This is a genomic window from Methylocella sp. CPCC 101449 (genome assembly GCF_031921685.1).
Lineage (GTDB): Bacteria > Pseudomonadota > Alphaproteobacteria > Rhizobiales > Beijerinckiaceae > Terripilifer.
In genome coordinates this window covers 492,716-507,057 of sequence record NZ_JAPDHU010000004.1, presented here as the reverse complement: position 1 = coordinate 507,057, position 14,342 = coordinate 492,716, and the positions used below count along the sequence as shown (strand labels likewise).

Below are 14,342 nucleotides of genomic sequence, written 5' to 3'. Positions count from 1 at the left end.
GCGGCAACCCAAACACGACCGATTAGCCGTCTTCCTGTTCGCTCGGATCAGGCAATTTGGCGGCGAGAATCTTGTCGACGCGGCGGCCATCGAGATCGACGACTTCGAAACGCCAGCCATGCGCTTCGACGAATTCGCCCGTCGTCGGCAAACGTTGCAAAGCGCTGATGATGAGGCCGGCCACGGTCTCGTATTCGCGCCGCTCAGGCAGCCCGATATGCAGAAGCTCAGCCGCCTCGTCGGCCGGCATCCAGCCGGCGAGCAGCCAGGAACCATCCTCACGCAGCACCGCCTCGGGATCGTTCGAGCCCTCGTCGGAACGGAAAGCGCCGGCAATCGCATCCAGAATGTCGGCCGGCGTCACGATTCCGTCGAAGTGACCATGTTCGTCATGCACCAGCGCCATCGGCACTTCCGCCTGACGCAAGGCTTGCAAGGCATCGAGTGCATCGAGCACGTCGGGAAACTCCGGCGCCTTGCGCACATGGGCGCGCGGATCGAACGCGGCACCTGTCAGCATCGGCGCCAAAAGTTCGCGCACCTGCAACACACCGATCATGCGGTCGGGCGAGCCCTCGCCCACCGGCAAACGCGAATGTTTGGTATTGGCGAGAACGGTGCGGATTTCATCGTCGTCGAGTTCGAGATCGAGCCATTCGACGTCGGTGCGCGGCGTCATCACCGCGCTGACATGACGATCACCCAGCCGCAACACGCCGGTGATCATGCGCTGTTCATCGCTTTCGATGACACCCGCGTCAGCCGCTTCCTCGACCAGCGTCTTGATCTCTTCTTCGGTCGGCGCCGTCTCCTGCAATTCGGTGACACCGAACACTTTGAAGATGGCGCGTGTCGAAACATCGAGCAGGTACACCAGCGGAGCGGCCAATTTCGACAGGCCATACATGACCGGCGCCATGGTGCAGGCAATGCCCTCGGCATTGCGCAGCGCGATCTGCTTGGGCACCAGTTCGCCGACGACGACCGATAAATACGTGATGGTGCCGATCACCAACCCGTAGCCGAGCGGTTCGACCAGCCCATCCCAGACGCCATGTTGACGCAGCCAGAACGTGGCCTCGGCGCCAAGAGCCGCGCCAGAAAAGGCACCCGCCAGGATGCCGACCAGCGTGATGCCGATCTGGACCGTCGAAAGAAAGCGCCCTGGATTTTCCGCCAGCTCCAGAGCCAGACTGGCGCCGGAACGGCCGATGTCCGCCAAGGTCTTCAAACGCGTCTTCCGCGCTGAGACAATAGCGAATTCCGATAAGGAAAACAGTGCGTTAAGGGCTATTAACCCCACCGCTATGATGAGTTCGAACACGAATTTAGTTTGGCCGGCGGCCTGTCGCGCCCGCACCCCTTCTGTGAACTTCGTCGATCCACCATGCGCTAACGGCGGGGCCGGGTCAATGATCGCCTGTGGGATATAAGGCCGTACCTCTGCCACGGTAAGGTGAACGGATTTCGCCAGAATTTCACATTATTGACAGGTTATCCGGCCGCGCGTACCCAGGCGCCCAGTTGAGAAGGACAAATGGCCACCCGCTACGCAAAATTTGGAATCGGCGACGTGGTCCGCCACCGGAAATATGCTTTCCGGGGGGTGGTGTTCGATATCGATCCCGTCTTCGCCAATACGGACGAATGGTGGATGTCGATCCCGGAAGAGGTCCGGCCCAGCAAGGACCAACCTTTCTACCACCTTTATGCGGAAAACGACGAAACCGAGTATGTCGCTTACGTCAGCGAGCAGAATCTGCTGCCCGACACGACGGGCGAACCCGCGCGCCATCCGCAAGTGGCGGAAATGTTCGTGCGCCGCGATGACGGCCACTACCAGATGAAAATCAGCCGCTCGAACTGAGCCGGCTCGCAATCCCCCCGCTAAGCTTTCAAAATCAGCGACCACAAACAAAAACGCGGAGCCGAAGCTCCGCGTTTTGTTCATCGTGTCCGCTTGTCTCAGCGCGGGGCCGCGGGGGCGGCTGGCGCCGGAGCCGCCGGCGCGGTCGCGCCGCCGGTGCCTTCCAGACGCTTGCGCTCTTCCTCGGCGCGCTTCTGCAGTTCGTCCTGGAGCTGCTTCTGCTGCTCTTCCAGAACCTTCGGATCGATCGCCGCACCGTCGAAAGCCTTGCCGAAATCGGTCATGGGCACGACGAACACGACTTCGTTGTTCATCTGGTTCTTGACGACGATGTTGAGGGTCGAAGCCTTCTTCATCGTGTCGAGCTGCGCCTTGCCGATGCGCGATTCAGCGAAACAGCCGTTCGGGAAGCAGATTTCATAAGTGCCTTCCAGCATCGCGCCCTTGTCGAGCGAGAAGCGGAAGCCCGGCTTCAACAGCAGGCCGACGGGCAGAAGCAGACGAACGATGCGCTGCTCGTCGCCCTTCACGTCGTAGACGGCCACCGCCAACACCGGCTGCTGATCGGCTTCCTGGCCGAAATCGCGGGTGGTGTAGCAGATTTCCTTGCCGGCGGCCTGATCCTTGCCGCAGACCTTGGTCCATTCCGGCTGGGTCGCCTTGAGTTCGACCCGGTTGCTCGCCGGCTGCTGGCCCTGCTGCGCCTGGGCAGGCTGCTGCTGTTGCGGCTGCGCCGGGGCCGGCTGGGCGGGACGCTGCGCCGGGCGCTGCTGCGGCTGACCTTGCGCCAGCGCTTGAGCGCCAGCGAACATCACGCAGACTGCCATCGCCGCCACACCGATGCGGCTGTTAAACATTGCCATAGAGGGTCCTTTCGCTAAACAGTCGCGCGTTCGGCCAGGCGTGCCGCTGTCGCGGCCTGATACCAACCGAACGCGAAACCCGCGTCCCGGTCGGCTCTTCGCCCGCGAATGCGGCGAGATGGTGACTGCGCCTCATAGCCGTTTCCGTTTGCCAAGGCCAGCGGCGAAATCCGCCAAACATGGTATGGCCCAGAAAGGCCGCAATGCAGCCCAGAATGACGGCGAACGCCTGATTCAATAGATTGTTCCCATGAAACGGCAAACGATTCGGCCATCGGGCGCGCAATTGCGGCGCAGGGACGTTCTCGCCCTCGCGGCGGCGGCTGGATTTGCTCCTGTTTTGGGCAGACATCCGGCTCTCGCCGGCGCCAATGGACCCCAGCATGGTCTCGCCATGCACGGCGCCCCGGCTCTGCCGCCAGATTTCCCCAACCTGCCCTATGCCAACCCGGCAGCGCCCAAGGGCGGCCGCCTGGCGATGGGCTTCCAGGGCACATTCGACAGTCTCAATCCGTTCAATCTGAAGGCCGGTTCGACCGCCCAGGGTCTCAACACCAATATCTTCCAGACCCTGATGACCCGCTCAACCGACGAGCCCTTCACGCTCTACGGCCTGATCGCCGAGACGATCGAGACGGATGCCGACCGTTCCTTCGCCACCTTCCGACTCAATCCGCTGGCGCGCTTTTCTGACGGCCAGCTCATTACCTCGGCCGACCTCGCCTTTTCTTTCGACCTGCTGAAGCGCAAGGGCCGGCCGCAGCATCGCGCCGCCTTTTCGCTGGTCAAATCCGTCGACGTGCCGGACGAGCGCACGATCCGCTACGATCTGACCGGCATCGGCGATCGCGAGCTGCCGCTGACCCTGGCTTTGATGCCGGTGCTCGCCAAGCATCGCACCGACGCGGACAAGTTCGACGATGCCAGTCTCGACATTCCCACCGGCTCCGGCCCCTATCGCATCGATCAATTGCGGCCGGGCGAACTGCTGCTCTTGAAGCGCAATCCCGACTATTGGGCGAAGGATCTGCCCATTCATCGTGGCCTGTATAATTTCGACGAAATCCGGATCGAATATTTTCGCGACGGCACCAGTTTCTATGAGGCGGTGAAAGCGGGCGTGCTCGACTATCGCGAGGAAACCAATCCGACGCGCTGGATCAGCGGCTATAATTTTCCTGCCATTCACAGCGGCCAGATCAAGAAGGCCAGCCTGCCGCTGGGCGGCGCCAAAGGCATGATCGGTTTTGCTTTCAATACGCGGCGCGAGATTTTCGGCGACGTGCGCGTGCGCGAAGCGCTTGGCTATATGTTCGATTTCGAGTGGATCAATGCCAATCTCTTCGGCGATCTCTATCGTCGCACCAAGAGCTTTTTCGACGAAAGCGAATTGAGCAGCAGCGGCGTGCCGGCAAGCGCCGAAGAACGCGCTCTTCTGGCGCAATGGCCCGGCAGCGTGCGCGACGACATTCTCGAAGGCCGCTGGACGCCGCCGCGCAGCGACGGTTCCGGCCGCGACCGCGCCAATGCCCGTAAGGCACTTGATTTGTTCGCGCTGGCTGGATGGCGCGTTCAAGATGGCGCACTGAAACGCGCCGGACGCCCCTTCATCTTCGAAATCATGGTCACCGACCGCAATCAGGAGCGGCTGTCCTTGAATTTCGCGCAGTCGCTGCAACGCATCGGCGTCGAGGCGCGGGTGCGCCAGGTCGACGAAGTGCAATATCAGCGGCGGCGGCAAAAATTCGACTTCGACATGATGATCGGTACGTGGACCGCATCGAACTCGCCGGGCAACGAACAGCGCAACCGCTGGTCCTCGGCCAGCGCCAAGATGGAATCGTCCTTCAATCTGGCCGGCGCGTCGCAACCGGCGCTCGACGGGTTGATCGGCAAAATCCTCGCCGCCAAAAGCAAGACCGATTTCATCGCCGCCGTGCGCGCTTTCGATCGCGTACTGCTGTCGGGTTTCTACATCATCCCGCTCTATCACGCGCCCGATCAATGGGTCGTCTATTCGCGGGACCTTGTTTATCCCGAACGTCTGCCGAAATTCGCGTCGCCGCTCTTCGGCGCCACCCTCGATACCTGGTGGAGGCCGGGCGCGTGACTTCAGACCTTTCACAGGCGAGGCCCGTCGCCGATGCGCTGGCCGGCTTCGATTTCGCCAAGCTCATCGCCAGCGCGGCCAAACTGCGTCCCGATCGCCCAGCACTCGGCGATAGCGCTCTGCCGGGTGGGCTGAATCTGACCTTCGCGCAGATGGAAAGTGCGGTCGCCCATTGCGCCGCGCTCTGGCGCGATCTTGCCATGCCGGAAGACGCGCGCGTGCTGATCGTTGCCGGCGCGCGCGTTGCGCCCGTGATCGCGACCTTAGGCGCCCTGCGTGCAGGCTTCGACGTGGTGCTGGCGCCCAGCCATCTCCTGGCCGCCGAACTCGTTGCCATCGCCGAAACGACGGGCGCGATCGCGCTCTGCGGCGAGGTCGCCGATGGCGGTATCGAGATCGCCGACATCATTTTTTCCGCCGCAGCGTCCTCGGCGAAAATTCGCTATGTGGCGATGTTGACCGATGCGCCCATCGACGGTGCCGTGGCAATCGACGTCAAGGCGCTTGCCAATCGGCCGACCGATACCTCCATGCCCATGGTGGCGCGCAAAGGTGCAATCCTCACGCTCACGCCCGATGGCGACGTCAACAGCCATTCGCAACATGCCCTGATGGCCGCGACGGTGGATTTCATCGCCGAAGCTCGCATCGGCATGCGCCAGCCGGTGGTCTCGACGCTGTCCATCGCCTCCTTGGCCGGTTTCATCGCCGGACCGCTGGCGGGTTTCATGTCGGGTGCGCAAGCCTTTTTGCACGGACCTTTCGACAGCGGGACGTTCCGCGAACTTCTCTCCGCCACGCGCCAAGCCAATGTCGTCATTCCCGGCGCTGTCGCCCAAGCTCTGATTGATGCCGGATATACCGATGGCCCGGAGATTGGCGCCCTCATCGCGCTGACGCGCTGCGAGGAGAATGAACACAAAGAAAATGTGAGCGGGCCGCCTTTGCAAATTGCGAGCAAGAATTCCCTTTCGCTCATCGATCTATTCGCCTTTGGCGAGCAAACCCTCGTCACCAAACGTCGCCCCGGCGAGACGTCGCCTTTGATCATGCCATCCACTGAGCGGCCATCGATCAAGCCGATTTCTTTTGCGCCCCTTGATTCAAGGCGCAGCAGCGCCATTTGAGGCTTTTTGCCAAGCGGGGATGGTTGCCATATCCTGCCCGCTTCTTGCTAACGCCCTGCGGGCGCTATCTTCGTTGAAAGGGCTTGTCATGACGTCAGCAAACGGTACGGACGGCGACCGCAAGACCGTCACCATCGACGTCGTGGCCGATGTGGTCTGCCCCTGGTGTTTCGTCGGCCGCAAACGGCTGCAAGAAGCGCTGGAACAGGCGACCGATATCGACGCCGAAATTCGCTGGCGGCCGTTCCAGCTCGACGCGACGATCCCGAAAGGCGGCATCAGCCGCAAAGACTATATGGAGCGCAAATTCGGCGCCGATCGCGCCGAGAGCATGCATGAACGGCTTGAAGAGGTGGGCTACGAAGTCGGCATTCCTTTCGCGTTCGATAAGATCGAACGTTCGCCCAACACGCTCGACGCCCATCGTCTGCTGCATTGGGCGCAGACCGTCGGCACCCAGGACGCCGTCGATGAAGAACTGTTCCGCGGCTATTTCGTCGAGGGCAAGGACATCGGCGACCCGGATGTTCTCGCCGATATCGCGTCCCAACACGGGCTCGACCGTGAGGTGGTGAAACGACTGCTCGCGGGCAACGCCGATGAAGCGGAAGTGCAAAGCGAGATCGAAGCGGCGCAGCGGATCGGCGTCACCGGCGTGCCCTTCTTCATCTTCAACGGTCGCCTTGCCGTCTCTGGCGCGCAACCGGCCGAAGTGTTGGTCTCGGCCATGCGTCAGGCGACGCAAGAACCTGGTGCCCAGGAATAGTCTCGGCTCTCCATTCAACGTGGGAGCCGTCCAACGCCTGCGGCGTTACGATTCGTGTGAGCCGCGGCCCAAGGCATCCCACCATTCGCGCTATTCACAGCGCCGCAATCCTTGAAATAGAATGCTTCTTCGCGCTTGCGGAGCGGCACTCTTTTGGTCATATCGACCACGCTTTTAATTGAGGGGGCATTGATGCAGGTAACTCGACGGACGGTGCTGGCCAGCAGCGCGGCGGCTTTGATCGCACGTCCCGCTTTTGCGCAACAGGACGTGATCAAGGTCGGTGTCATTTCTTCGCAGACCGGCCCGTTCGCGGCGGTCGGTCGCCAGATGATGGCCGGTATTCGCCTCTATATGCAGGAACATGGCGATGTCGTCGCCGGCAAAAAGATCGAGATCGTTCTGCGCGACGACGCAGGCGTCGCCGATCAAGCACGACGGCAGGCGCAGGAATTGGCGGCGAGCGGACAGGTGCAGTTCCTGGCCGGCTTCACGCTGACGCCGGCGGCTTTGGCGGCGGCTCCTATCGCCACCCAGTCCAAGACGCCGATGGTGGTGATGGTCGGCGCGACATCGATCATTCCCGATCGCTCGCCGTTTATCGTGCGCTCGCATCTTTCCGTGCCGCAGTTCGCGGTGCCCTATGGCCGTTGGATCGCCGAACAGCAGGTCAAGACTTTGATCACGCTGGTAGCCGATTACGGGCCGGGACAAGACTATGAAGGGTTCTTGTCGCAAGGCTTTCAGGAGCGTGGCGGCAAGGTTGTCGCCAATTTGCGCGTGCCGCTTGCCAGTCCCGACTTCGCGCCATTCCTGCAACGCGTTGCCAATGAGAAGCCCGACGCCCTGTTCATCTTCGTGCCCGCTGGCGGTGTCGCCAACGTCCTGATGAAACAGATAAAGGAACGTGGCCTTGTCGAGAACGGCATAAAGCTGTTCGCGGAAACCAATATCGTCGATGACGAACTGGTCGACAGCATGGGCGACATCGCCATCGGTGCGGTGACGATCGGTGCCTATTCGTCGTCGCATGACAGCGACAAGAATAGAAAGTTCGTCGAGGCCTTCCGCAAACAGAACAATGTTCGCCCCAACATCGTCGGCGTCGCCGGCTATGACGGCATGCATTTCATCTACGAAGCCTTGCGTAAAACCAACGGCTCCACGGATGGCACGAAAAATCTGCAAGCGATGATGGATCTTGAGTGGGAGAGCCCGCGCGGCCCCGTGAAGCTCGATCCGGCGACGCGTGATCTTATCCAGAACGCTTATGTCCGACGTACCGAGCGCGCCGCGAATGGTGAGATGCAGAATATCGAGTTCGCGACCATTCCCATGGTCAAGGACCCGACGCGCCCGGCAAAGCCCTGAGCATTTGATTTTGTCATTGCGGGCGAACGACCGTTTCGCCCGCAATGATGCATTCTGTTAAGCGGCCTTTTTGCCCTTTTCCGCAATGGCCACCAGGGTGCGCATGATGAGCCGTGTGCCTTCAAGCCGCTCGCTGGCATTGTCGAAGTCGCGCATGAAGACGATGCGCATGTCGGGCCGCACTTTCGCGTCCGATCCCTGCTCCGCCACATAGCGCACCAGCCCCTGCGGGTTGGAAAAGGAATTGTCGCGGAAGGCAATGATGACGCCCTTCGGGCCCGCGTCGACCTTTTCCACATGAGCACGCCGGCACAGGGTCTTGATCGAGATGAGCTTCATGAGTTGCTCGACCTCTTCCGGCAACGGACCGAAGCGATCGATCATTTCGGCGGCGAAGGTCTCGATCTCCTCCTCGGTTTCAAGCCCGGTCAGGCGGCGATAGATGCCCAAACGCAAGGTGAGGTCGGCGATATAGTGCTCGGGAATGGTGACCGGCGTGCCGATACTGATGGTCGGCGACCAGGCTTCTTCCACCGGCGCCTCGATGCCAGCCTTGAGCGCGACGACCGCCTCTTCGAGCATTTGCTGATAGAGTTCGTAACCGACTTCCTTGATATGGCCGGACTGTTCGTCGCCGAGCAGATTGCCGGCGCCGCGAATGTCGAGATCGTGGCTGGCAAGCTGGAAGCCGGCGCCGAGCGTGTCGAGCGACTGCAACACCTTGAGCCGCCGCTCCGCCTGCACCGTCATCGTGCGGCGCGCCGGCACGGTGAACAGCGCGTAGGCGCGGGTTTTGGAACGACCGACACGGCCGCGAAGCTGATAGAGCTGCGCCAGGCCGAACATGTCGGCGCGGTGCACGATCAGCGTATTGGCGGTGGGAATATCGAGGCCGGATTCGACGATCGCCGTCGACACCAGGATATCGTATTTGCCGTCATAGAAGGCCGACATGCGTTCTTCGAGATCGGTCGCCGCCATCTGGCCATGGGCGATGACGAACTTGGCTTCTGGCACGTGCTGGCGCAGGAAGGCCGCCGCCTCGTCGAGGTCCTCGATGCGCGGACAGACGTAGAAGGACTGGCCGCCGCGATAGCGCTCGCGCAACAGGGCCTCGCGCACGATCAGTTCGTCGAACGGCGTGACGAAGGTGCGCACCGCCAGGCGATCGACCGGCGGCGAGGCAATGATCGAGAGTTCGCGCACGCCCGTCAGCGCGAGCTGCAAGGTGCGCGGAATCGGCGTCGCAGACAGTGTCAGCACATGCACTTCGGCGCGCATCGACTTCAACCGTTCCTTGTGATTGACGCCGAAATGCTGCTCCTCATCGATGATGACGAGACCCAGATCCTTGAACGACACGGTCTTGCCCAGCACCGCATGGGTGCCGACGATGATTTCAACCGTACCGTCGGCCAGGCCCTGTTTGGCGGTGCGCTGATCGGCGGTGGAAACCATGCGCGACAATTGCGCCACTTTGACCGGCAGGCCGGCGAAGCGCTGGCTGAAATTGCGATAGTGCTGACGGGCCAACAGGGTCGTCGGCACGACCACCGCCACCTGCTTGCCGTTGATCGCCGAAGCGAAAGCGGCGCGCAGCGCCACTTCCGTCTTGCCAAAACCGACGTCGCCGCAGACGAGTCGATCCATCGGCCGGCCGCGCGCCAAATCTTCCAGCACCGCATCGATGGCGTTCTGCTGATCCTCGGTCTCGTCATAAGGGAAGCGAGCACAGAATTCGTCGTAGACGCCTTCGGGCGGTGCCAGTTTCGGCGCTTCCTGCATCGTCCGCGCCGCCGCGATGCGGATCAGCTCGTGGGCGATCTCGCGGATGCGTTTCTTCATCCGCGCCTTGCGCGTCTGCCAGCCGACGCCGCCGAGCTTATCAAGCTGAACGTCGGTGCCTTCCGAGCCGTAGCGCGACAACAGTTCGAGGTTTTCGACCGGCAGGAACAGTTTGTCGCCGCCGGCGTAATGCAGCTCTAGGCAATCGTGCGGCGCACCGGCCGCTTCGATCACCTGCAGGCCGTGGAAGCGCGCGATGCCGTGATCGACGTGGACGACCAGATCGCCGGGCGTCAAAGCGGCGACTTCGGTAAGGAAGTCCTGGGCGCGTTTGGTGCGGCGGCGGTTGCGCACGAGGCGATCGCCAAGAATATCCTGTTCGCCGACGACGGCTATGTCACCGGCTTCGAAGCCGGCTTCGAGGCCGATCACCGCCAGTGCCACGCGTTCAGGCGGCAAAGCCATGGCTTGGCCGAGACTGGCGACAACCTCGGTCGCCTTCAAACCATGTTCCGCAAGAACGCCGGACAAACGCTCACGCGTCCCGTCCGACCAAGCCGCGACGATGACGCGGCGGCCCTGCCCTTGCAGTTCGCGAATGTGAGCAACCGCGATTTCAAAGACGTTGACGGCCTCATTGGCGCGCTCGGGCGCGAAATTCCGGCCGGCGTGACCAAAGCAGTCGATATTGTTCGTCGCGCCGCCTTCCGGACTGGCGAAGGGCGAAACATGGGCCACTGCCGATTTGTTCAAACGGCTGCGCCATTCCTCCGGCGTCATATAGAGCGCGTCTGGCGGCAGTGGCTTATAGAGCGATTCCTGCGGATTGAGATCGTGCTGCGCCTTGCGCGCGTCGTAATAATCCTTGATCTCGCCCAGCCGTTCTCCGGCGGCATCCTCGATCAGCGAATCGAGCATCAGCGGCGCGTCCGGCACATAGTCGAGCAAAGTGCTCGTTTCGCCATAGAAGAGCGGCATCCAATGCTCGATGCCTGGATGGCGCCGGCCCTCGCTCACCGCTTCATAAAGCGTATCATCGCGAGTCGCCGCGCCGAAGGCAGCGACATAGGCCTGACGGAAGGCCCGCATCGTATCGGTGGTGAGCTGCACCTCGCTCATCGGCACCAGATCGAGGGCGCGCAGCTGGCCCGTGGTGCGCTGGCTTTCCGCATCGAAAGCGCGGATCGATTCCAGCGTGTCGCCAAAGAAATCGAGACGCACCGGCAGGGGCTGGCCCGGCGGCCACATATCGAGAATGCCGCCACGCACCGCATATTCGCCCGTATCGCGCACCGTGGACGAGCGAACGAAACCGTTGATCTCAAGCCAATTGACCAACGAGTCCATAGGCACCGCATTGCCCGGCGCAGCGGAAAAACTCTGTGTGGCGAGCCAGCGCAGCGGCGGCACGCGCTGCAACAGGGCGTTGATCGTCGTGCAGATGACACGCGGGTGCTCGTCCGACGAGCGGGTACGGGTGAGACGCGACAGAACCGTCATCCGTCGTGCAGCGATGGCTGCGTTGGGCGACACCCGGTCATAGGGCTGGCAATCCCAGGCCGGGAATTCCAGCACTTCGATTTGCGGCGCGGCGAAGGCCAGAGCCTCCATGAAGGCCCTGGATCGCTGGCCGTCGCGCGCCACATGCACCAGCACCGCTGACGTATCGCCCGCCGTCGCTGCCAAGGCACGCGCCAGATCGGCGGCGACGAAGGCATCGAACCCGTCGGGGACGCTGGTGAGGGTGATGGATTTACCGCCGGCAAGCGCGGCAACGGCGCGGTTCAAACCGGCGATCGTGGGGGCAACGGACATATCAGTTCCAACAGACGGCGAGCAGACCAGCGATCACGAATGGATCGGCCGGTCGTGGGTGTGAAAGATTTTCATCTTGCGGAAGAGAGCGGTGTCGAGATTGGCCGGCACCGGGCGCTCGCCGACGAACCAGGCGAAAATATCCCGGTCGGGCAATTCCATCAGGGCTTCGAGATCGTCGAGTTCGGTCTCTTCCAGATCGGCGATATGAGCATCGGCGAAGCTGCCCATGAGAATGTCGACCTCGCGCATGCCCCGATGCCAGCAACGGAAGAGGACCCGGCGGCGACGCGGGTCGAGATCGGCGCTGCTGCGCTGGGTCTCCGGCATGATCACTCCTCAAATAGTTTGCAAAACAAGCGGTTCGGCAAACGCAAGCACCCGCCGGTTCCAAAACGGACCGCGGGTCGGCTGCCGTCATATAAAGCCTCGGGGCGTGGATGTCAGTCCTAATCGCCTGGGGAAGCCAACACTCCTGCCAACTTGTCGACGCTCAAGGGCGCGGCTACACCCGGAGGATGCGCCCCGCCCTGCTCAATCCGCTGTTCGTGCCGGTCCGCTCCCTGAGCGGCATCGGGCCGAAAACGGGCAAATTGTTCGACCGCCTCCTGGCCGACGACCAGGGCGAGGCGCGTATCGCCGATCTCCTGTTTCATTTGCCTCACAGTACGATCGACCGGCGCGCGCGGCCGAAGATCCGCGAGGCGGAACCCGGCAGCGTCGTCACCCTCGAAGTGCGCGTGGCCGAGCACCGGGCGCCCGGCGGGCGCCATTCGAAAGCGCCCTATCGCGTCATCGTCGAGGACGAGACCGGCGATGTCGAACTCGTCTTCTTCCTTGCCAATCACCAATGGATCGAGCGCATGCTGCCGCTCGGCGAAACGCGTTGGGTGTCGGGCAAGCTCGAACTTTGGGAGGGCCATCTCCAGATGGTCCATCCCGACCGCGTGCTCGATGCGGCGGGGCTTGCCAAGCTGCCGCCGGTCGAGCCGGTCTACGGGCTGACCGAAGGGCTGTTCCAGCGCAATGTGCAGAAGGCTGTCGAAGGCGCCTTGAACCTCTTGCCGCCGCTGCCCGAGTGGAACGATCCGGAATGGATGAAGGCGCGCAAGTTTCCGTCCTTCGATACGGCACTGCGCAGCGTCCATCACCCGCAAAATCCGCAAGCCATCGAGCCGACCTCGCCGGCCCGCATGCGGCTTGCCTATGACGAACTGCTGGCGAGCCAGGTGGCGCTCGGCCTGGTGCGCTCGCGCATGCGCGAAACACGTGGCCGCGCCAGTGTCGGAGACGGACGACTTGCCAAGCGCATCATCGCGGCGCTGCCTTTCTCGCTGACACCATCCCAAGAGCGCAGCATCGAGGAAATCCGCGCCGATCTGTCGTCGGACAAGGGCATGCTGCGGCTGCTGCAAGGCGATGTCGGCGCCGGCAAGACCTTGGTCGCGCTGCTCTCCATGGCCCACGTGGTCGAGGCCGGCCGGCAGGCGGCGATGATGGCGCCGACGGAAATCCTCGCCCGCCAACATTACGAGCGGCTGACGCCGCTGGCGGAAGCCGCCGGTTTACGGCTCGGTATTCTCACCGGCCGCGACAAGGCCTCCGAACGCAACCGCACGCTGAAAGCGCTGGAAGCCGGCGAGATCGATATCGCCATCGGCACCCATGCCCTGTTCAGCGAGAATGTGGTGTTTCGCGATCTGGCGCTGGTGGTCATCGACGAGCAGCATCGTTTCGGTGTGCATCAGCGCCTGGCGATCGGCCGCAAGGGCGAGGCCGTCGACATGCTGGTGATGACGGCGACGCCGATCCCGCGCACGCTCGTGCTCACCTATTTCGGCGACATGGATACATCGACCCTGCGTGAGAAGCCGGCGGGCCGCTCGCCGATCGACACGCGTGCCTTGCCGCTCGATCGCATCGACGATGTGGTGAACGGCCTGCACCGGGCGCTGGCAAACGGCCAACGCATCTATTGGATCTGCCCGCTGGTCGAAGAAAGCGAACAGCTCGACGTGGCGGCGGCACAGGATCGTTTCGAAACCCTGCAGCAGATTTTCGGCGATCGCGTCGGTCTCATCCACGGCAAGATGAAGCCGCGTGAAAAGGACGAAGCCATGGCGCGCTTCCAGAGCGGCGAAACGCAGGTTCTGGTGTCAACCACGGTGGTGGAAGTGGGCGTCGACGTGCCAGAAGCCAGTATCATGGTGATCGAACATGCGGAACGTTTCGGCCTGGCGCAGCTCCATCAATTGCGCGGCCGTGTCGGGCGCGGCAGCGCCAAATCCTCCTGCCTGCTGCTCTACAGGACGCCGCTCGGCGAAACCGCCAAGGCGCGTATCGAGATCATGCGCCAGACCGAGGATGGTTTTCTGATCGCCGAGGAGGATCTACGGCTGCGCGGCGAAGGCGAAGTGCTCGGCACGCGCCAATCGGGCATGCCGGGATTTCGTCTCGCGCAGCCGGAGGTTCATGGCGAACTCCTGCAAGCGGCACGCGACGATGCGCGGCTCATCATCGCACGCGATCCGGAACTGACCTCACCGCGCGGCGAAGCCTTGCGCGTCCTGCTCTATCTGTTCGGTCGCGACGAAGCCATCGGCCTGATGAAGGCGGGTTGACGCATTGCTGCGCCGGC

Annotated in this window: 10 protein-coding genes; 6 read left to right on the top strand and 4 right to left on the bottom strand. The window is 62.6% G+C overall.

The window, feature by feature from the left end; translation table 11 throughout:
• Nucleotides 1–22: 22 nt before the first annotated feature.
• Nucleotides 23–1,324, bottom strand: a complete 1,302-nt coding sequence (locus OIM99_RS27025) for a hemolysin family protein (RefSeq protein ID WP_311853628.1) — start codon at nt 1,322–1,324, stop codon at nt 23–25.
• Between the two features lie 213 nt (nt 1,325–1,537).
• Between OIM99_RS27025 and hspQ the strand changes: the two genes are divergently transcribed.
• Entirely contained in the window at nt 1,538–1,867 is a 330-nt protein-coding gene (gene hspQ, locus OIM99_RS27020) for a heat shock protein HspQ (protein ID WP_311853627.1), read from the top strand.
• 98 nt (nt 1,868–1,965) lie between these two features.
• Here the strand turns inward: hspQ and OIM99_RS27015 are convergent, their stop codons facing one another.
• Nucleotides 1,966–2,730, bottom strand: a complete 765-nt coding sequence (locus OIM99_RS27015) for an invasion associated locus B family protein (protein WP_311853626.1) — start codon at nt 2,728–2,730, stop codon at nt 1,966–1,968.
• Between the two features lie 250 nt (nt 2,731–2,980).
• On the opposite strand from OIM99_RS27015, the gene OIM99_RS27010 reads away from it, so the two are divergent.
• The 4 genes from OIM99_RS27010 (at nt 2,981) to OIM99_RS26995 (ending at nt 8,104) form a co-directional block, all read left to right on the top strand.
• Complete coding sequence (locus tag OIM99_RS27010; RefSeq protein ID WP_311853625.1) at nt 2,981–4,840, top strand: extracellular solute-binding protein; 1,860 nt, start codon at nt 2,981–2,983, stop codon at nt 4,838–4,840.
• Entirely contained in the window at nt 4,837–5,967 is a 1,131-nt protein-coding gene (locus OIM99_RS27005) for an AMP-binding protein (RefSeq protein ID WP_311853624.1), read from the top strand. Before OIM99_RS27010 ends, OIM99_RS27005 begins: the two co-directional genes overlap by 4 nt.
• Before the next feature lie 88 nt (nt 5,968–6,055).
• Nucleotides 6,056–6,733, top strand: a complete 678-nt coding sequence (locus tag OIM99_RS27000; protein ID WP_311853623.1) for a DsbA family oxidoreductase — start codon at nt 6,056–6,058, stop codon at nt 6,731–6,733.
• A 192-nt stretch (nt 6,734–6,925) separates the two neighbouring features.
• Nucleotides 6,926–8,104, top strand: a complete 1,179-nt coding sequence (locus OIM99_RS26995) for an ABC transporter substrate-binding protein (RefSeq protein WP_311853622.1) — start codon at nt 6,926–6,928, stop codon at nt 8,102–8,104.
• 57 nt (nt 8,105–8,161) lie between these two features.
• On the opposite strand, the gene mfd is transcribed toward OIM99_RS26995, so the two are convergent.
• Both mfd and OIM99_RS26985 read right to left on the bottom strand, forming a co-directional pair.
• Nucleotides 8,162–11,704: a transcription-repair coupling factor gene (mfd, locus tag OIM99_RS26990; RefSeq protein ID WP_311853621.1), complete on the bottom strand. Its 3,543-nt coding sequence runs from the start codon at nt 11,702–11,704 to the stop codon at nt 8,162–8,164.
• A 33-nt stretch (nt 11,705–11,737) separates the two neighbouring features.
• Entirely contained in the window at nt 11,738–12,034 is a 297-nt protein-coding gene (locus OIM99_RS26985) for a succinate dehydrogenase assembly factor 2 (protein ID WP_311853620.1), read from the bottom strand.
• 188 nt (nt 12,035–12,222) lie between these two features.
• Here OIM99_RS26985 and recG point away from each other — a divergent pair, with 188 nt between their 5' ends.
• Nucleotides 12,223–14,325: an ATP-dependent DNA helicase RecG gene (gene recG, locus OIM99_RS26980; RefSeq protein ID WP_311853619.1), complete on the top strand. Its 2,103-nt coding sequence runs from the start codon at nt 12,223–12,225 to the stop codon at nt 14,323–14,325.
• Nucleotides 14,326–14,342 lie beyond the last annotated feature (17 nt).

Coding starts and splice junctions, on each gene's coding strand:
- OIM99_RS26985 (WP_311853620.1), bottom strand. CDS start 12,034: ATGCCGGAGACCCAGCGCAGCAGCGCCGATCTCGACCCGCGTCGCCGC.
- mfd (WP_311853621.1), bottom strand. CDS start 11,704: ATGTCCGTTGCCCCCACGATCGCCGGTTTGAACCGCGCCGTTGCCGCG.
- OIM99_RS27015 (WP_311853626.1), bottom strand. CDS start 2,730: ATGGCAATGTTTAACAGCCGCATCGGTGTGGCGGCGATGGCAGTCTGC.
- OIM99_RS26995 (WP_311853622.1), top strand. CDS start 6,926: ATGCAGGTAACTCGACGGACGGTGCTGGCCAGCAGCGCGGCGGCTTTG.
- recG (WP_311853619.1), top strand. CDS start 12,223: ATGCGCCCCGCCCTGCTCAATCCGCTGTTCGTGCCGGTCCGCTCCCTG.
- OIM99_RS27010 (WP_311853625.1), top strand. CDS start 2,981: ATGAAACGGCAAACGATTCGGCCATCGGGCGCGCAATTGCGGCGCAGG.
- hspQ (WP_311853627.1), top strand. CDS start 1,538: ATGGCCACCCGCTACGCAAAATTTGGAATCGGCGACGTGGTCCGCCAC.
- OIM99_RS27000 (WP_311853623.1), top strand. CDS start 6,056: ATGACGTCAGCAAACGGTACGGACGGCGACCGCAAGACCGTCACCATC.